This is a genomic window from Brevibacillus centrosporus, assembly GCF_003710815.1.
Classification (GTDB): domain Bacteria; phylum Bacillota; class Bacilli; order Brevibacillales; family Brevibacillaceae; genus Brevibacillus; species Brevibacillus centrosporus.
Window position 1 is genome coordinate 527952 of record NZ_RHHP01000001.1, and the last position, 18325, is coordinate 546276.

At 50.6% G+C, this 18325-nt stretch carries 19 protein-coding genes; 2 read left to right on the forward strand and 17 right to left on the reverse strand.

The annotated features are described in order from the left end of the window. Window positions 1–24: 24 nt before the first annotated feature. The 6 genes from EDM55_RS02690 to EDM55_RS30125 form a co-directional block, all read right to left on the reverse strand. Window positions 25–1362 (reverse strand): glucose-6-phosphate isomerase, encoded by a 1338-nt coding sequence (locus tag EDM55_RS02690; RefSeq protein ID WP_092267836.1) that lies wholly within the window; start codon window positions 1360–1362, stop codon window positions 25–27. A gap of 54 nt (window positions 1363–1416) precedes the next feature. After that, window positions 1417–2412 carry a Gfo/Idh/MocA family protein gene (locus tag EDM55_RS02695; RefSeq protein ID WP_122959534.1) on the reverse strand — a complete coding sequence of 332 codons (996 nt, stop codon included), beginning with the start codon at window positions 2410–2412 and terminating at the stop codon, window positions 1417–1419. A 16-nt stretch (window positions 2413–2428) separates the two neighbouring features. Then, on the reverse strand, window positions 2429–3331 hold the full coding sequence (gnd, locus tag EDM55_RS02700) for a phosphogluconate dehydrogenase (NAD(+)-dependent, decarboxylating) (protein WP_122959535.1): 903 nt from the start codon (window positions 3329–3331) through the stop codon (window positions 2429–2431). Between the two features lie 34 nt (window positions 3332–3365). Next, complete coding sequence (gene zwf, locus EDM55_RS02705) at window positions 3366–4865, reverse strand: glucose-6-phosphate dehydrogenase (protein WP_092267833.1); 1500 nt, start codon at window positions 4863–4865, stop codon at window positions 3366–3368. Between the two features lie 126 nt (window positions 4866–4991). Further along, entirely contained in the window at window positions 4992–5357 is a 366-nt protein-coding gene (gene hxlR, locus EDM55_RS02710; RefSeq protein ID WP_092267832.1) for a transcriptional activator HxlR, read from the reverse strand. Window positions 5358–5369: 12 nt separating this feature from the next. Next, a complete protein-coding gene (locus EDM55_RS30125) occupies window positions 5370–5513 on the reverse strand; it encodes a hypothetical protein (RefSeq protein WP_170184353.1) in 144 nt (47 codons plus the stop codon). 444 nt (window positions 5514–5957) lie between these two features. Between EDM55_RS30125 and EDM55_RS02715 the strand changes: the two genes are divergently transcribed. Then, window positions 5958–7160 (forward strand): saccharopine dehydrogenase family protein, encoded by a 1203-nt coding sequence (locus EDM55_RS02715; protein WP_092267831.1) that lies wholly within the window; start codon window positions 5958–5960, stop codon window positions 7158–7160. Between the two features lie 63 nt (window positions 7161–7223). Here EDM55_RS02715 and EDM55_RS02720 read toward each other — a convergent pair whose 3' ends face one another. From EDM55_RS02720 to EDM55_RS02730, 3 genes are read right to left on the reverse strand one after another with little or no spacing between them, the layout of a single operon-like run. Then, window positions 7224–8414 (reverse strand): ATP-binding protein, encoded by a 1191-nt coding sequence (locus tag EDM55_RS02720; RefSeq protein WP_092267830.1) that lies wholly within the window; start codon window positions 8412–8414, stop codon window positions 7224–7226. Window positions 8415–8419: 5 nt separating this feature from the next. Next, window positions 8420–9307 carry a tetratricopeptide repeat protein gene (locus tag EDM55_RS02725; protein WP_092267829.1) on the reverse strand — a complete coding sequence of 296 codons (888 nt, stop codon included), beginning with the start codon at window positions 9305–9307 and terminating at the stop codon, window positions 8420–8422. Beyond that, window positions 9288–9743, reverse strand: coding sequence for a hypothetical protein (locus tag EDM55_RS02730; RefSeq protein ID WP_122959536.1), 456 nt, complete (start codon window positions 9741–9743; stop codon window positions 9288–9290). Before EDM55_RS02730 ends, EDM55_RS02725 begins: the two co-directional genes overlap by 20 nt. 235 nt (window positions 9744–9978) lie before the next feature. Here EDM55_RS02730 and EDM55_RS02735 point away from each other — a divergent pair, with 235 nt between their 5' ends. Continuing rightward, on the forward strand, window positions 9979–10908 hold the full coding sequence (locus EDM55_RS02735; RefSeq protein ID WP_092267827.1) for a bifunctional helix-turn-helix transcriptional regulator/GNAT family N-acetyltransferase: 930 nt from the start codon (window positions 9979–9981) through the stop codon (window positions 10906–10908). A gap of 27 nt (window positions 10909–10935) precedes the next feature. Here the strand turns inward: EDM55_RS02735 and EDM55_RS02740 are convergent, their stop codons facing one another. From EDM55_RS02740 to EDM55_RS02775, 8 genes are all read right to left on the reverse strand, one after another. Then, window positions 10936–11199 (reverse strand): hypothetical protein, encoded by a 264-nt coding sequence (locus tag EDM55_RS02740; protein ID WP_148040075.1) that lies wholly within the window; start codon window positions 11197–11199, stop codon window positions 10936–10938. Window positions 11200–11289: 90 nt separating this feature from the next. Continuing rightward, the gene (locus EDM55_RS02745; RefSeq protein WP_148040076.1) at window positions 11290–11466 is read right to left on the reverse strand and encodes a peptidoglycan-binding domain-containing protein; all 177 of its coding nucleotides are present in this window, start codon (window positions 11464–11466) and stop codon (window positions 11290–11292) included. 236 nt (window positions 11467–11702) lie between these two features. Then, window positions 11703–13004, reverse strand: coding sequence for a CapA family protein (locus EDM55_RS02750; protein WP_092267824.1), 1302 nt, complete (start codon window positions 13002–13004; stop codon window positions 11703–11705). Window positions 13005–13046: 42 nt separating this feature from the next. Continuing rightward, window positions 13047–13787 (reverse strand): oxygen-insensitive NADPH nitroreductase, encoded by a 741-nt coding sequence (gene nfsA, locus EDM55_RS02755; protein ID WP_122959539.1) that lies wholly within the window; start codon window positions 13785–13787, stop codon window positions 13047–13049. 48 nt (window positions 13788–13835) lie between these two features. Continuing rightward, a complete protein-coding gene (gene allB / locus EDM55_RS02760; RefSeq protein WP_122959540.1) occupies window positions 13836–15236 on the reverse strand; it encodes an allantoinase AllB in 1401 nt (466 codons plus the stop codon). Next, window positions 15237–16175: a dihydroorotate dehydrogenase gene (locus EDM55_RS02765; protein WP_092267821.1), complete on the reverse strand. Its 939-nt coding sequence runs from the start codon at window positions 16173–16175 to the stop codon at window positions 15237–15239. Continuing rightward, window positions 16172–16957, reverse strand: a complete 786-nt coding sequence (locus EDM55_RS02770) for a dihydroorotate dehydrogenase electron transfer subunit (RefSeq protein WP_092267820.1) — start codon at window positions 16955–16957, stop codon at window positions 16172–16174. Before EDM55_RS02770 ends, EDM55_RS02765 begins: the two co-directional genes overlap by 4 nt. After that, window positions 16954–18255, reverse strand: a complete 1302-nt coding sequence (locus tag EDM55_RS02775) for a M20 family metallo-hydrolase (protein ID WP_092267819.1) — start codon at window positions 18253–18255, stop codon at window positions 16954–16956. Before EDM55_RS02775 ends, EDM55_RS02770 begins: the two co-directional genes overlap by 4 nt. Window positions 18256–18325 lie beyond the last annotated feature (70 nt).

Sequence of the window (18325 nt, forward strand, 5' to 3'; positions counted from 1 at the left end):
TGAACCTCTTGAGTCATCGTCATCTTATCTAGCCAAACGCTGCTCGAGCAGTTTCCGTTCTTTTTCGTAGCCAGGCTTTACGAGTAAGGCAAACATATTTGTTTTATACGCCTCCACCCCTGGCTGATCAAACGGGTTGACACCCAGAAGATGTCCGCTGATTCCGCAAGCCTTTTCGAAAAAGACCACTAGCTCTCCGAACGTATATTCATTCATCTCATCCATTTCGATAACGAGGTTGGGTACTCCTCCATCGACGTGTGCGAGCAAGGTACCTTGAAAAGCTTTTTGATTGACTTCATGTAACGTTTTGTCCGCCAAGTAGTTCAATCCATCGAGATTCTCTGGATCGGCCTTGATGGTCAGCTGTTCCTGTGGCTTTTTCACGTGAAGGACGGTTTCGATCAGATCACGACGGCCTTCCTGCACATATTGTCCCATCGAATGCAGATCAGTAGAAAAATCGACAGATGCAGGGAACAGTCCTTTCTGATCTTTTCCTTCGCTCTCACCGAACAACTGCTTCCACCATTCCGCTACATAATGTAAGGAAGGCTCGTAATTGACCAAAAGCTCGATGGACTTGCCTTTGCGATACAACACATTGCGCACTGCAGCGTACTGGTAGCTCTCGTTTTTCTCCAGGTCAGGAACGCTGTATTTGTGGTAGGCAGCTTCTGCCCCTTCCATGATTCGATCAATATTGATCCCGGCTACGGCCATAGGTAAGAGACCAACTGCCGTCAAGATGGAATAACGACCACCTACGTCATCTGGAATGACGAACGTCTCGTACCCTTCCTCTTCCGCCAGCTTTTTCAATGCTCCCTTTGCTTGATCGGTAGTCGCATAAATGCGCCCTCTCGCTCCCTCTTTGCCGTACTTTTTCTCCATGTATTCTCTGAAAATTCTGAAAGCGATAGCAGGTTCTGTCGTCGTTCCGGATTTCGAAATGACGTTGACGGTAATATCTTTTCCCTCTAGCACCTCGAGCAGATGGTTCAGATAGATGGAGCTCATATTGTGCCCGGCAAAGTATACCTCCGTATAACCTTCCACCTGATTATGAAACGAATGGGACAAGGCTTCGATTGCGGATCGAGCACCGAGGTACGAGCCCCCAATTCCAATTACGACGAGCGCCTGCGAATTTTTACGGATCCGTGTGGCAGCCTGCTTGATCCGCTCGAATTCTACTCGATCATAAAGGATGGGCAAGTCCACCCAGCCCAGATAATCAGAGCCGGGGCCTTTCTTTGCATGTAGAAAGTGATGAGCTACCTTGACGAACTCACTCAAGTAATCGACTTCCCGTTTTGCCAGAAAGCCCAACGCATTAGAATAATCAAAAGACAATGCCATTTCTATTCCTCCTTACCTATGTTCCCTTCTCGTTGTCTGTATGCAGTACAGTCGTTACAAGTCAGCATCTGATCGGTCCGCTGGATATACGAGTCCTAACTGCTTTCTCGCCTCATCCATAATCTCCATCGTGATCAGCGAATTCGCATGGGTGTTCGTGGCTGATTCCAGCGCTCCCTGCTGCACCAGCTCCATAAATTCCCGTATTTCGTAATGCATCAGCTTTGGAGTCTGGGGCCTCGTGACATCTTCTACCCGTCCATCCCGGTACCGGATTTCTATCTTTTTCAAATGATTGATTTTATCGATGACCATCGTAGCGTTCTCGCCCTGAATTTCTGCTGGCAAATACGAGTCCGTAATTTTCGAGTAGATCACTACCGCTTCTTTGTCCTCGTACTTCATCAGGATACTTCCTTCTCCGTCGACGCCTGAATCGAGCATGATCGCCTCCGCCTTGACCGAGGAAGGTTTTCCGAACAAGACCACCATCGGGTACAAACAATAGATGCCGATATCCATCATGGCGCCGTTTGAAAAAGCAGGGTCAAACGCATTGAGGACCGTTCCTTCTTTATACGCATCATAGCGAGAAGAATATTGGCAGTTCCCTGCAAAATACCGCCGAATGATCCCTAGCTTGTGAATGTTCTCCTGAATCGCCTGGAAATTAGGTGCCAACGTAGATTTCACGGCTTCCATAAGCAGTACACCGTTTTGTTTCGCTGCCAGCATCATGGCTTTTGCCTCTGCAGCATTGGACGCTACAGGCTTTTCACACAGTACGTGCAGCCCATTCTCCATGCATAGGATGGCTTGCTTGGCATGAAAAGAATTTGGACTGGCGATATACACGGCATCAAGCACCTTGCTTTTTGCCATCGTCTCGACGTCCGTAAAAACATAGGGAGCATCATGCGTCTGCGCGAAAGATCTGGCGCGTTCTTCTGTACGTGAATAAACTGCTGTCAGAGAGAAACCTTCTACTTCTTTACCTGAACGAATGAACTCTTCAGTGATCCAGTTCGTTCCAATTACGCCAAATCGCATCGCGGATCGCTCTCCTCTAGTTTTTTTCTGCCTTTTCCACGGCATGTCCTCCAAACTCATTTCGGAGTGCCGCTACTACCTTTCCTGTAAACGTATCAGTCTCCATCGAGCGATAGCGCATCAGGAGAGACATCGCAATAACCGGAGTGGCTGCTTGTAGGTCCAAAGCCGTTTCAACCGTCCATTTCCCTTCGCCAGACGAGTGCATAACCCCTTTTAGCTCATCCAGATTGGCGTCTTTGGAAAAGGCTCGTTCTGTCAGCTCCATGAGCCACGAACGAATGACGGAGCCATTGTTCCATACCCGTGCCACTTGTTCAAAGTCAAATGAAAAGTCGCTTTTTTCCAAGACCTCAAAACCCTCACCAATCGCAGCCATCATCCCGTACTCGATGCCATTGTGCACCATCTTCAGAAAATGACCACTGCCGGCTTTTCCCGCGTACAAAAAACCGTTTGCTACCGCTGTGTCGCGAAAAACAGGCTCGACTACTGCCCATGCTTCCGGGTCTCCTCCAACCATGTAGCAGGCACCGTGTCGAGCCCCCTCCATGCCACCAGACGTCCCCGCATCCATATAATGTACGCCTGCTTCCTTCATTTGATGGTAACGACGGATGGACTCTTTGTAGTGTGAATTTCCTGCTTCGACAACGATATCACCTGCCTGCAACAACGGAGTCAATTCCTCAAGCACGGAATCAACGATGGCGTGCGGCACCATGATCCAGAGCACGCGTGGAGTCTCCAAAGAAGAGACTAATTCCTGCAAGTCAGAGACACCTTTCGCCCCGTACCCTTTCATCGCTTCTACTGCTTGGGCATTGACATCAAAAGCTACTACCTCATGCTGATGGTCGAGTAAATTTTGTCCCAAGTTCAAGCCCATTTTTCCTAAACCGATAAGACCGACTTTCATTCTCGTTCCCTCCTGTCTGTTCCTTCCCGTGTCTTTATGAATGACTCGGGATCGGTTCACGCTCCGGCGCTTTATCCAGCCACCATTGAAAACCGTCTGCTAGCAATAATTCCTCCGAAGCATCAGGACCGTACGAACCTGCCGGATACGTATGCAAAGGAACGAGATTTTCCCGGAAAGCCTCTAGAATCGGCTCGACCCACATCCATGATAGCTCTACTTCTTTCCAGTGAGCAAAGTACGTGGAATCTCCTCTCAATGCATCGAACAGCAACAGTTCATACGCTTCGGGTACATCTTTCGTTCCCGCCGAAAAGTCAACGGTGACAGGCTCAATCTTTCCGCTATTGGATGGATTCTTACTATTCACTTGCAGGGCGATACCCTCATCTGGATTCACGCTGATAATTAGCAAATTCGGTGCCGGTTTCTCCTGTTGATGTTGGTATAGCTGTTCCAACGGATTTTTGAATTCAATAACGATTCTCGTCGATTTTTCCTTCATCCGCTTGCCTGTACGAATATAGAACGGGACGCCCTTCCAGAACGGATCATCAATCCAGACACGAGCCGCTACAAATGTATCCGTCATCGAGTAAGGTTGAACCCCTGGCTCGGCCCGGTAACCAACTACGTGCTTGTCCAAAATTTCTCCCGCCCCGTACTGGCCACGGACCACTTGCTGGCTTATTTCTTCCTTTTGCAAAGGTCGTACGGCTTCCATCACTTGGCGCTTCTGTGCTCGAATATCATTAGCCGTGATTCGTTTTGGCAGATGCATGGCAGTCATCATCAACATTTGCAGCATATGGTTTTGCACCATATCTCGAATGGCTCCTACATGGTCGTAATAGCCTGCCCGCTCTTCTACCCCTACGGTTTCGCCGGCCGTGATCTGCACATTGGCGATATATTGGTTGTTCCAAAGAGCCTGGAAAACCGGATTGGCAAATTCCAATGCCTCCAGATTTTGCACCATCGGCTTGCCCAAATAGTGATCGATCCGGTAAATTTCTTCTTCCTCAAATGCGGTACTGAGTTTTTCATTTAATTGTTGGGCAGATTTCAGATCATTCCCAAATGGTTTTTCGATAATCAGTCGCTTCCAGCCCTTCGTCGTACCAAGTCCGCTTGTCTTTATATTCGAGGTAATCACGTCGAAAAATTCGGGTGCCACAGACAAGTAAAACATCCGGTTTTCCGGTATTTGCAAGGCTGCTTCACGTTGTTTCACAGTTTCCAGCAGAGGAAAAAAGGCTTGCGGATCCGTCACATCGACTGCACAATAGCGAAACGCTGCGACAAACTCGTCCATTTGCTGTGCATCTACCTGGGAACGGCGAGAAAATGTACGTACCGACTTCTCGATACTTGCTTGAAACTCTTCGTCTGACCAGTCTCTTCTGCCTACTCCTATAATGGAAAAAGTGGAAGGCATCTTTTTGTCGAGATATAAATTGTACAAGGCAGGGTAAATTTTACGCTTTGCCAAATCTCCTGTAGCACCAAACAACACAAAAGTCATCGATTCCATGTGCGATCCCGCCCCCTTCCTGTATTTTTTCTGAGGTGGTTATTCATGTTTACATCGTTATTATTAGAGTAAACCATGTGCGTAATCAAGTACTAACTTTGATCAAACTTAGTGTGAAAAAGGTGACTATTTCACGATTAAGGTCCTGTCTTCTTCTTGATTCAAGACGGTATCCATGTAGTTTCTCCCCCACTGATACATCGAATCCAGAATAGGCATCAGGCTTTGACCTTGCGCCGTCAACGAATACTCGACTTTTGGTGGAACGACCGGATAAACGACACGCCGAACGATTTGATCCTCTTCCAGCTCTCTTAGTTGATTCACCAGCATTTTTTGCGTAATGTCTGGGATGAGCGTTCTCAGCTCGCCAAAACGTTTAGTCCCTTCCTTGCCTAAATACCACATGATCAACATTTTCCATTTTCCCCCAATGACTGTCAGGGTCAGCTCTTTTTCGCAGTTAAATGTTCTGTTTTGAATACGTCCCATCTCTTTCCCTCCTCATTTTCTGATTCGTTTTCCAGATTGGACATTGATCACGATCTCTCTCGTTTGACCGTGACCACATACTGGACAATGCTTTTCGGTCGTGATCGACAAGCATTCCTCACACACGCGCCGAAATATCGAATCCGCATGAATCATGATTATCCCTCTCCTTTCTCAAGCGTACGTTTCTATTATTTAAGTTGTTTTTCAACAACGTATCATCAGTGGGGATAGCGTCATTATGTAACATATCAGCACAAGTGGGAAGTACGTACTTTTCATTCAGATAGTTACCTTTTTGTTACATAGTTACTTCCTCCATACCCCCTCCAAAAAAGCAGACCTTTTCACCAACGCGGCGCATGGGACTTCCGGGGGGTCTCATATACATGTACGAGTGGAGCCTTTTTGCCACTCGAATCGAGCCATTTGCATTTGACTATAAGGAGGAGTTTGGACATGCGATTGAGGCTGCGTCCCCGGGAGCCGATCGACAGTGTGGCAGAAGTACAGGTTTACCTTGCGACCATTGATTTATTTTTGCAAAAATGGCTCTTTCGAATGCGAAGATCGTGCAATTCAAATTAGAAGGAGGACTCTATGCGAGTCGCAATCTTGGGTGTCGGCGGTGTAGGACAAGTAAGTGCCTGTGAACTCATTAAATCTTCTCATGTGAAAAAGCTGGTCCTTGCAGATATCTCCATCGGGCCTGCAGAGGAACTGGCCGTTGAGCTTCGCCGGGAGACAGACATAGAAATTGAAGTGAAACGTGTGGATGCCCGCGATATTTCCAGCGTGCAAGCCATTTTGAACGGCATTGATGTCTTGCTTCATATCGGTTTGCCAGAAAACAACTTTGATGTCATGAAAGCCTGCTTAAACACACGAACGCATTATATCGACACCGCTTCCTCTGGACCGCAGTGGCTGCGGAAGCAACTGGCGTGGAATGACCAGTTTCGTGCTGCAGGTATTCTCGGCGTCATGGGATTGGGCTGCGATCCAGGCTTTTCCAATATCGCTGCTCGGTATGCCGTGGATCAACTGGATGAAGTGGACGCGATTCTCATTCGTGATGGAGATAATTCTGTGGTGGACTATGACGGCTTTTGCTCCTATTTTAGTCCGCAAACAGCCATCCAGGAATGTTTGGCCAAACCGAACTACTGGACGGCGGCAAAGGGCGAGCAGTATTTGCCGACCCTATTTGCCAACAAGGAAGAATTTGAATTTCCAGAACCCATCGGCTGGCTTGACTGCTACCATGTGGAGCATGAAGAGGCGACCACACTCGGTGAGACCATCGGCCGCGCCAAGGGCTGCAAGTATGTTGATTTCAAGTACGCCCTGCATCCTGACTTTGTGAATACCTTGCAAGTGCTGCGTTACTTGGGTCTAGATAGTGACGAGGAGATTGAAGTCAAAGGCGTGAGGGTGGCCCCGCGAGATGTCGTCGTGACTTCGATGCCCAAGCCAGTTGATCTCGCTGGCAAAATACACGGTTACTCCAGTGTCGGAGCTCTTGTCAAAGGAAAGAAGGATAACAAGCGAAAAGATATTTACGTCTACACGATCGCCAATCACGATGAGGTCTTTTACAAAACGGAGTTCCAAGCGACGATCTGGCAGACCGGTATCCCCCCTGTCGTGGCCGTAGATATGATAGCGGAAGGACAGTTGACAACTACAGGCTGCATTCCGCCTGAGCTGATTGATCCCATCCCCTTTTTGACCAAACTGAAAGCACGCGGGATGTCCTGGGACGTCATCGAGAAGACCTCCCCTCTTTTGCACATGCTCTAAGACGTACAGTTCATATACAAAAACCGTTCGGGAAAATTTCCTCCTGAACGGTTTTTACCATTGCTATATTCTTTTTTGCTCCGCCAAAAAATGCTCGACTCCATCGTAGAGCCCTTCGTCATTGGCGTATTTTACATAGTTTTTCGCCGTGCGCAGCCATTCGATTGTCGTAGGACGAGTGGCGGCTATGGACTCCCGCAGATCGCTCATACGGATGGGACGCTCGGTTCCTTTTGCCAGGATGTCATGCAGCACTTGCTCCGTTGCGAGCTCCACGACATACTCGATATCTGCTCCAGAGTACAGCTCAGTCCATGCCGCCAGCTGGGCATAATCCAGAGGCTCTACCGGTCTGCCATCCAGCTTAAGCTGGAAGATCGTCTCCCGCGCTGCTCTGTCAGGCGGTCCGACGAACACCATTTTCTCAAAGCGGCCCGGACGATGAAACGCAGGATCTACATCCCATGGCATGTTGGTTGCCCCCATCACCAAGAGCCGATCTGCACGCATGCTCGCTCTATCCATCTCAGACAAGAGCTGATCGATGATCCCTCTCATCCATGGTGACGATGCTTTCCCACGATGGTACCCGATGGCATCCATCTCGTCCAAAAAGAGCACCGCTGGCTTCTGCTGCCGTGCTGAATCAAACAGGGCTCGGATGTTCTGTTCGCTCGCACCCACGTGCGTATGCAAGATATCTGCCACTTGTACGTGAAACAGCTTTGCCTGACATTCACCTGCGGTTGCTTTTCCCAAAAAAGTCTTCCCACAACCAGGGGGGCCGTATAGCAGGACTCCGCCACCTGCACGAATCCCGTACCGGTCGTATAATTCTGGTGTCAGAAAAGGCTGAACCATTTTCATTCGGATGGCTTCCTTCACATCGTGCAGCCCTCCTACATCCATGAAGCGAACCGCTTTGTCGAGCACGGTGACTTGACTCTCTCCCTTTTTATTTTTTCCCCCCTCAATGACTCGCATGGTGACGTTGGATTTTACAGGCGCCTGTGTACTTGCTCCACCGTCATTGGCTTTTCCCGAGCTGCGCTTTGGCATTTGTGTACTCAGCTTGTTTAGCTCTATCACGATCTGATCCTTTAGACCCTCGTCCCCGTAAGCCAACGCCTGTGTAAAGGCGAGCAGTGCCTCTCCCCTCTCCCCCTGCTCTGTATATTCCAATCCCAGCAAGAACCACGCTGACGCATTCTTCGGTTCGTTGCCGATCATATTTTTCAAAATGTCTATCTTCATTTGTTTCATCCTCTGCGTGCCATTTTGCATGTCCATTTGTACAGAAAAGGTGAGAACCAAAAGTAGCCGCATACTAGTATGGCAAATATCCCGACGGCCATGAGACTGGAGTACCAATGCAGCTTTGCCAGGATATATAGGCAAAGAATCAGCATGATCCACCAGACAGACGGTCCTCCCGTTTTTAGCAGGATGCGTTCTGGCCAATTCATGGGATGAATGAGCTTATCCAGCCGCTCTAATACTTGAACCAAATGCTCATCCAACGGGTTCATTCGATAGGCTTGGGTAAAATAGGCCCGCGCTTCCCGATACGCCTCCTTATCCAATGCCAGAAGTCCGAGCTTCACCAGCTTGTCTACCCGATTGCCCGCTACTCTGACGTAACTGCGAATCGTTTCTTCCTGCTCCATCGGCTGTTCGTATGCCCGCTGAAAAAAGTATTGATAATGCAGGACTGTCTCATCATCATGCCCCAGATATTGGGCATGCGCAAGGAGGTGTTTCGCTTTTTCTTCGTAACCGGTCTGGAGCATCAAGTAGGCGTATTGCGCCATAACTCCTGCATTTCGGGGATTCTCATGCAACGTTGCCAGCAGCCACTCTTCGGCTTCTACATACGCCTTTTTCTCGATGCAGATTGCCCCGAGCAAAGCAAAGCAGATTTCTTTTTGTGTGCCGGATTTCACCGCTGCCTTTGCGTACGTCTCTGCTTCCTCAATCTCTTCCAGGTAAAAGGCGCATGAGGCTGCGTAATACAACGCGATCTCATCAGCTGGCTCGTGAGATAGCACCTCAAGAAATTTACGCTTCGCTTGTTCGTACTTTCCGAGCTCGTAATAGTAAACAGCTTCTTGCCATAGGACGATCTCTTTAGCGGACCACATCGCCATAGAAATAGACCTCCCCCGTGCGCAGAAGCAGGAATTCCAGGGGGAGCGAGACGATCGACAGCAGGATCGCTGGCTTCGTCAAAGGCCTGTACTCTCCCTGCACGACAGAATGAAGGCGAAACCGTTTTTTCAAAACGCAGCGATAGCCAAGCCCAAGCCCCGCCGCGGTCACTCGCGAAAAAAGCAGAGCGTCCAGCATAGATCCTGTCATCCATGTATAGAAAAAAGTCGACGCCAAAAGGATCAGACCGACCAGAAGCATTCCAAGAGTCGTTCTTTTTGAGACACGCAGCCAATGGCCGTTCATTGTGCCCAAAACGAGAACGGGTAACAAGCCACCAAAGAAACCTACGTAGAGAAACGAGCTTATGCGATAGGATCTGGTTTCCTTGACTCCCCCATGCCTGAGGGAGGGGTACAGCCATTGCTCAATCACTTCTTCTGCCCCTTTCCAATATGTACAACCCCAACCATTCCATTATAAAACAAACAACGAGCAAGAAGAATATGGAAATTCAAACAAGAAAAGAAAGTGAGCTTTGTAGCCAGTACCTGGACGATAGAGTCAATCTGCAAGTTAGTTGACTGAGTCAATTTTATAGTTGACCAAGTCAACTAACAGGCGTATGCTTTTGGTAGCAAAACTTTCCTACCTTGAGGGAGGGGACTATATGGAGTCCATTCACTATGTCGAAAAAATAAGGAAGTTCAACCGTTATTATGCGAACGTACTCGGGAAAATTGATCAAGAAATTTACAATCCGTCTTTTCCGCTCACGGAAGCAAGGGTCATTTCCGAAATTCACTATAGTCCTGGCTGCACAGCAACAGAAATTCGTGAAAAGCTGGGGGTAGACCGGGGCTACATGAGTCGAATCCTTCAGCGCTTCGAAGAGGAACAGCTGATTCTCAAAAAGCAGTCCCTCGAAGACAAGCGGCAATATGCCCTCTTTCTCACGGAAAAGGGAACTGGCGTTTTCGAGGAGCTGGTGGATCGCGCCAATCGCGGTGTCGACAAAATGATTCAGAACATCCCAGAAACGGATTTGACAAAGCTCGTCTCCTCCATGGAGACGATAGTCACTATTTATACGAAAGAACAGGCGTCGCCTGTGACCGTAACCATTCGTCCTTTTCAGCCTGGAGATGTTGGCTACGTCGCCTATTTGCACGGAAGATACTACAGCCAAAACTATCAGTTCGGAAAAATATTTGAGTATTACGTCATGAAAGGCCTGACCGAATTCCTTTACGATTCGGAGAAAGGACAGCTCTGGATTGCGGAAGTGAATGGTCAGATCGCTGGCTCAATCGCCATTACGAAGGCTGAGGACACAGTCGCCCAGCTGCGCTGGTTCATTTTAGATGAACCCTTTCAAGGCATTGGTTTGGGGAAAAAGCTCATGGAAACGGCCCTTCGCTTCTGCGTGGAGCAAAATTACAAGCATGTGTACTTATGGACCGTATCCTCGCTGGCCGCTGCTCGATCCCTTTACACGAAATATCAATTTGTACGAACGGAAGAAAAACCAAATGACGAGTGGAGCGGTACGCAAATGATCGAGGAACGTTGGGATCTCGATTTGACGACCACTCCCTAACAACACAGGAAAACGCTTCTTCTCATTTTAAGAAGAAGCGTTTTGCCATGAAGGCTGTTTAGTCGTTTCCGTTGCCGTCGTCTTCGCCGGAATCTCCATTGTATTTCCCTTTGTCTGCTCCGTTGTTGCCGTTGTTGCCGTTATTTCCTCCGTTATCCTTTCCATTTTCACCGTTGTTTCCATTATTTCCGTTGTTACCCGGACTAGTACCGCCGTTTCCACCATTTTTGCTGCCATTTCCTTCGCCTGTGCCTTGGCCGCCACCTTTACCGGCTCCACCACCAAAGCCACCACCTTGGCCTGCTCCGCCGCCTTTCCCGCGTGCTCTTGGGGCTTTTACATGCTCATAGGAGTACACAATCGATTGAAAGGTTCTCTCATCTACAGACCCTGAGTTACATCGTCGTAGTAACCGTTGATGGTTCCAGCGTAGCTGCCCAGTGACTTCAGCATGCCTTGCAGAACGAAGATGTCTGGTCCATGCGCTCCTTTCCCTACCGCTAAGCTGCCACTTGGCAAGGACAATGTGAGCGTGAGTACGAGGAGTCCTGCACTCACCTTCCGGATGAATCCCTTTCTTAAACCCGTTTTTTGTTCCTTTGACGCAAAAATGCTCTTTCCCTTAATCATGCAACAGACATCTTCCTTCAAAGGTCATATGTAGTGGTAAACCCCCCTTACTATTCCCAACTTCGCCAATTGATTACGTCCTTTTCACAGGGATTTCCGAAAAAAAAGAAGCGACCTACGTCGCTTCGTCATTGCGAAAAACCTCGCGATTGCAGGCGTTCCTCTCAGTCAATCAAGACTTTTCCTACGCCATTCTCCCACTCGATTTTCGTACCATATGGCTCGCTCAACTCCTGAAGATGCTCCAGGATCTTTTTCTGCTTGGAAAGCGTTGGCCATCCTCTCTGATAGCGCAAAGTCCCATATCCCAACTCAATGGGATAGAGCAGCAGCTCTTTCAAGCGACCGTCTTCCATTCGCCAGTAAGGAATAACGGATTCCCACACGTATGGATTGACCCCCAAACCTTTCTTGTTGTGGTCGGTACGAGTATCAAATGCGTCTGCTACCGTCGCTTCATGGCCCAAGCTGTACTTCTCATAAAAATCAGCCGGCAATCGATGAACCGTTTCGTTTTGAAAAATGAAATTGCCCAAGCTGTAAAAGATGGGACGATTGCGATAGATTTCAATTCCACGCAAGATGTGCGGACCGTGTCCAAGGACAGCATCTGCACCGCCATCGATGCAAGCGCGTGCCATCGACTCGAAAAAAGCTGCCGAAGCTGCCTTGTTTTCGCCTTCCATCTCGTGGGAATGGATACTCACGATGACGTAGTCTGCTTGACGCTTTGCTTCTGAAATGGATCGCAGCATGCGTTGCTTGTCGGCATCGACCGGCACAGTCGTGCATGCTGCCGCTTCCCCTGCGACAAAGCGATGCGCGCCGAAGCGAATCGAAGTACCATTGCTTGGGACCGCAAAGCCTTCCTTGACATCCAGATTGTAGGACGCATTGATCGGAATCAAACGGCTGATCCGGTCAAGATGAGCGAAATCCTCCTGCGGCAAGGTGTAGGTCGTCTCATAGCGCAAAGGATTTACGCCAGGACGTCCTGGCATGTCTGGCCGCTGCTCCCCGGCAATCCATGATTCGTGGAAAGTGGATGTAGCCGCTACTAATGCCACGCGGCCAGAAGGGCAATCCAGATAAACTGGCTGGCTCGCCTCCGCGAGATTCAAGCCGACTCCGGCATGGCTGATCCCGTATTCGTCCAGATACTTCCGAGTTGCTTCCAGCCCGCCGTAAGCGTAGTCCATCGTATGATTATTTGCCCATGCCATGATGTTGAAGCCATAAGCCTGCAAATCCGCCAGCACTTCCGGCTGCGCCATCGCCCAGGTCCCGCCGCTAAAAGCAAAGGGAAACCCCTCCAAACGATGGGTGGTCACTTCCAGATTCGTGAAACGAAATTCTGCTTCCCCGATCAGATTTGCGATCGAACGAAACGACTCCGACGATCGATCCGGTAGACGTCGCGTAATAAAGCTGTCTCCGGTCGCGACGAACGTCATGCTGCTTCCCATTCGCGCCCCCTCCTGCATCTCTTCTCCTGATGCGTCTCTCTCTTAGGTCAGTCGCATTCCTTGTTCTTTGATAAATTGCGTCACGTGCGCCCGACGCGGCTTGTTGACATAGTCTGCCATCTGTTTTGTCCAGCCATCTGTACGTGTACCGTTGCTGCGCTGGCTGTAGTACTCCGAGGAGGTTTGCTCGTACTCCTCCAATGCGCCTGCGATCAGCTCTTCCTGATACCGCTCCTCGTGGATGACCGCTCGCTGTGGCAGCCGAGGCTTTTGCTGAACGTCCTGGGCAGGATAACCCAGGCACATGCCCATGATCGGCACAGTCAAAGCTGGAAGGCCAAGAACGTCTGCCACTTCCCGCGGGTTGTTGCGGATACCACCAATCATGACGCCTCCCAGGCCATGCGACCGCGCTGCCAGCAACACGTTTTCTGCAGCCAACGCCGTATCGACAGCACCAACGAGCAGGCTCTCCACTTCATCTGCTGCCAGCGTTTCCCCATGCATCTCGCAAGCTTTTTGCAGCCTGTAGTAATCGGCACAAAAAACCAGGAACACAGGACACTCAACTACCCAGCGCTGATTTCCACAGAACGCAGACAGCTTTTGTTTTGTATCGCTCGACCGTACGACGATTACGCTATAGGCTTGCACATTATGCGAGGACGGCGCCCACTGTGCGCAGCTCAAAATGTCTTGCAGGAGCTCCTCCGGGATGGGCTGATCCTGATACTTGCGGATGGAGCGGTGAGATTGAATTAAACGAGTTACTTCTGTTGACATGTCACGCCTCCCTGATCATGGATGTTCTCTATCAGCATGCCCTTTTCTTTACGCCTTTTTGACAGGGCGAATCCATTCCCCATTCGGACCGCTCACGATTTCTCCATCCTTCATCACGGTTTGCCCGCGGACAATCGTCGCAACTGGACTGCCTACTCCCCTCCAGCCATCATAGGCAGTTACCTTGCTCTTGCTGTGCAGCTCTTCGCGTTTAATAACGAATGGACGCTTCATGTCTACGATCGTCAAATCGGCATCCGTCCCAACCTGCAGAGAGCCTTTTTGCGGGAAGATCCCGAATTGCTTCGCCGGATTTTCCGAAAGGACAGCTGCGACCTGCTGCAATGTCAGTCGATTTTGCGAGACCGCATTCAGCATGAGCGGTGCCAATGTCTCTACGCCGCACATCCCAGCTGGAATCGACCACAGATCGCCGTCTTTCTCTTGCTCTGTATGAGGCGCGTGATCTGAGCAGACGATGGTTACGACACCATCTGCAATCCCCTTCCACAGACGCTCTTGGTCCTTCTTGTATTTCACCGGTGGATACACCTTCATGGCCGGTCCAACTGTCTCGAAGTCTTCGTTGCTCAGGAACAGGTAGTGCGGGCAAGTCTCTGCCGTAATGGGATAGCCTTCTGCCTGTGCTTGCGAAATCAGGTCCACCGCTTCACCCGTGCTCACGTGCAGGATGTGCAGACGGGCTCCGGTTTCTTTCGCAAACGCAATCCCGGTCTGAACGGTCACGATCTCCGCCAGATTCGGGCGTCCTTCCAGCAAGGCTTCATAATCGCGGCGGCCACTCTCTTCGACTTTTTTGGTCAAATGCTGGATCAAGTCATTGCTTTCCGCATGGATGGCAAACACTTGACCCGTTTTCGCCACCTGACGGAACATGTCGAGCACTTCCCCGTCCTTAAATGGCGGAATGACGTTTTCTTCGCCGTCCTTGTAGTTGTACATCAGCTGGAACGTCTGGCTATGTACGGCATACCCCCAGAAAAACTTGAATCCGATCACGCCCGCATCGTGCAGGGGGTGCAAATCCTCCAGATTGAGATTGCCCAGGCAGATCGCCCAGATTCCGTAGTCGACGTGTGCTTTTGGCTTCAAATTGTGAATCTGCTTTTGCAGATTTTCCACGTTGTTGATCGGAGGATTGGTATTCGGCATTTCGAAAATAGTAGTAATCCCACCGGCTGCCGCTGCCATGCTGGAATGGGCAAAGTCTTCCTTGTAGGTAGCGCCGGGGTCGCGCGAATGAACGTGAACGTCGATTAAACCTGGAAGAATGTGAAAGCCACTTGCATCTGTCTCTTCTTTTATCTCTCCTGGCAGCTGCTCTTTCGTAATGGCTGCAATTTTCCCAGCCTGAATGTAAATATCCCCTTCGTAGCTTTCATGCGGGGTAACAATTTGTCCATTGCGAATCACGTGATCCCAAACCATTTAGCATCCCTCCGTGGTGTGTTTGCCCGCCGCGACCTGCCCGACGAGCGAATTGATATCGGTTATCCCGTATTGCACCATGTACTGCTTGATTTCCTCCAAAATATCGAGCATCGCTGTCGGTTGGACAAAGCTCGCAGTCCCCACCTGCACGGCGCTCGCTCCCGCCAGAATCATTTCGAGTGCATCCTCACCATTCATCACGCCTCCGCAGCCGATGATCGGCAGATTTGTGACCTGATGGACCTGATAAATCATGCGAACGATGATCGGCTTGACGGCAGGACCAGACAGCCCTCCGAGAACATTCCCGATACGGGGCCGACGTGTATGGACATCGATCGCCATCGCCAGCAGCGTATTTGCCACGTTCAAGCCGTCCGCGCCGCCTGCTTCGGCGGCCAGCGCGATTTCCTGAATACTGGTCACATTCGGTGTCAGTTTGGCGATGAGCGGTTTTTCCGTTACCTTGCGCACCTCGCTGATCAGCTCGCGGGTCAGCTTGGCATCCATCCCGAACGCTGCGCCATTTCCTTTCAGATTCGGGCAGGAAATGTTCAGCTCTAGCGCCGCCACTTCCTTTGTCCCCGCGATGATCGAAGCCATTTCCGCGAATTCGTCGATCGAGTCTGCCGAAATGCTCGAAATCAGAGGAGTTTGATAGCGACCATAGTACGGAATGACATTTTCCATGTAGTAATCGATGCCCTTGCTCTGAATACCGATGGAGTTGATCATTCCGGCAGGCGTCTCGCATACGCGCGGAGTCGCATTGCCCTTTCGCGGATGCTTCGTAATGCTTTTCGGCACTACGGCACCAAGCTGGTTAAAGTCGATGATTCCTTCCATGTCTTCCCCGAAAGCTCCGGAGGCAGGCATGATGGGGTTTGCGAGCGTAAGACTACCGATGTTCACAGACATTTTCAGCTCCGTCGTCATCCCAGCACCACCTTCTCCAACGGGAACACCGGGCCTTCCTTGCATACCCGAACCGTTTTCAAATACTCTCCATCACGCACATCACAGACGCAGGCAAAGCAGACTCCCATCGCACAGCCCATGTGCTCCTCCAGCGCGATCTGCCCGGGAATACCGTGCTGGGCTGTGATCTCCTGCAGCAATCGCGACAGCCGCTTGGAGCCGCAAGTGAAAGCTGCTTGGATCGGATGCTCAGCCAACAGACTCTCGATCTGTTCCCGAACCGAGTCCACGCCGCTCGTCTGCTCCTCATCTGTTACGAAAAGCACTTTGGCTCCAAATCCTTGCAATGTCTCTGCTGCCAGCAGATCATTTCTCGAGCGCGCACTGAGTATCGCAACCGCCTGAACACCTTTTTCTGCCGCATCCTGGGCAAGTGCAGCAAGCGTTGCGATCCCTACTCCGCGAGCCAGCAGCAAAATCGTTTTCCATTCGTCTTCCAGCACAAAAGGGGTACCCAACGGACCAAATACATCCACCGAGTCTCCTGCCTGCATCAGCGTGAGCCTTTGCGTGCCAGCCCCTTTGACCAGATATAAAAACTCCAGCGTTTTCTCTTCCCGGTTGATCCGATAGATGCTGAACGGGCGGCGTAAAAACGGATTCAGATCATGACCGCAGCGAAGCTGGAAAAACTGACCAGGCATTACGGGTTCAGTCAGCTCGCTGGCATCCACCTTCATGTGCCAATACCGCTGGCTCACCTGCTGATTGGAGCAAATTTTCATCTGAATCGGCTTCATGCACTCTCCCCCATCTGCTCAGGCTGGGTTTTCTCTCGTTCTTCTCGCTGCGGTTGACCGTTCGCATCCAAAACAACGGCCCACTTTTTGATTTCTTGCTCCAATAGACGGGCACCGACGCCGATCTGCTCCCAAGAGGTGTACTCCTCCCGATGGTGGCTCACACCGTCTCTGGACGGGACGAAAATCAGCCCGGTCGGCCAGCGTCTCGCCATATTCATCGCGTCGTGACCAGCGCCACTTGCCATTTTCAAATACGATATTCCCAATTCCCGGCAGCCCTCTTCCAGCGACTGCGTCACTTCTTCACTCAGGAGAACGGGTTGCTCGTCGCTGAGCATCGTCCACTCGACTTTCACGCCGCGCTTCTCCTCTACATGACGGAATCCAGCGTACAGCTTGTTTAGGACCGTCTTTTTGGAATGCACATGGGTGCCGCGGATATCGATCTTCAGCTCTGCCGTATCTGGCACGACATTCATCGCTCCCGGTTTGACGACACACACACCAACCGTCCCAACTGTACCGTGCTCTATCTCAGCGAGGGCAGCCGCTTCGAGGATGAGCCCGATTTCTGCCGCAGCCAAAAAGGCATCCTGACGCTGATCCATCGGCGTCGTCCCTGTGTGGGAGGCTTTCCCCTGAATACGCACCTGCAGCCTGGTCGGAGCTGCTATGCCGTGAACAATCCCTACTTGAATTTCCGCTTTTTCCAAAACAGGCCCCTGCTCGATGTGCATCTCCAGAAATACCTTCAGATCCTCGGCGGCCCTTGCGGCTTCAGTCAGCGGCCATCCATTCAACGAACATTCAGACAACGCATCGCGAAACGTCTTTCCATCATGATCTAGCAGACCTGATACGCCATCTATGTCCAGCTCGCCGATCATCGCTTTACTCCCTACTGTTGAGACCCCAAACCGAGAAGACTCTTCGCAGGCAAAGCAAATGATCTCGATAGGATGCCTGGTCACAATCCCCTGATCATCCAAAGAGCAGATCGCTTCGAATGCAGCCACCACGCCGATGATCCCGTCGTAGGAGCCGCCCTCGAAAACGGCATCCAGGTGGGAACCGCTCGCAACCGCAGGCAAATGGGGCTCCTGGCCCTCTCTTCTCGCAATCAGATTGCCGCTGGCGTCCATACGAACACTCATCCCACGCGCTTCACACATCATCGCTAACCGACGAACGGCCTGTCGTTCCTGCGGCGTATAGGCGAGCCTCATAACGCCTTTGTCTGAATAGCCAATTTGATTCAATTCGCGCCACGTCTGTTCCAATCGTTCCAGATTCATCGCAACCCCCACATTTCCTACTATCACTAAAGGTGTAGTATGAGGATTCTTGGATCATGATTGAAAAACC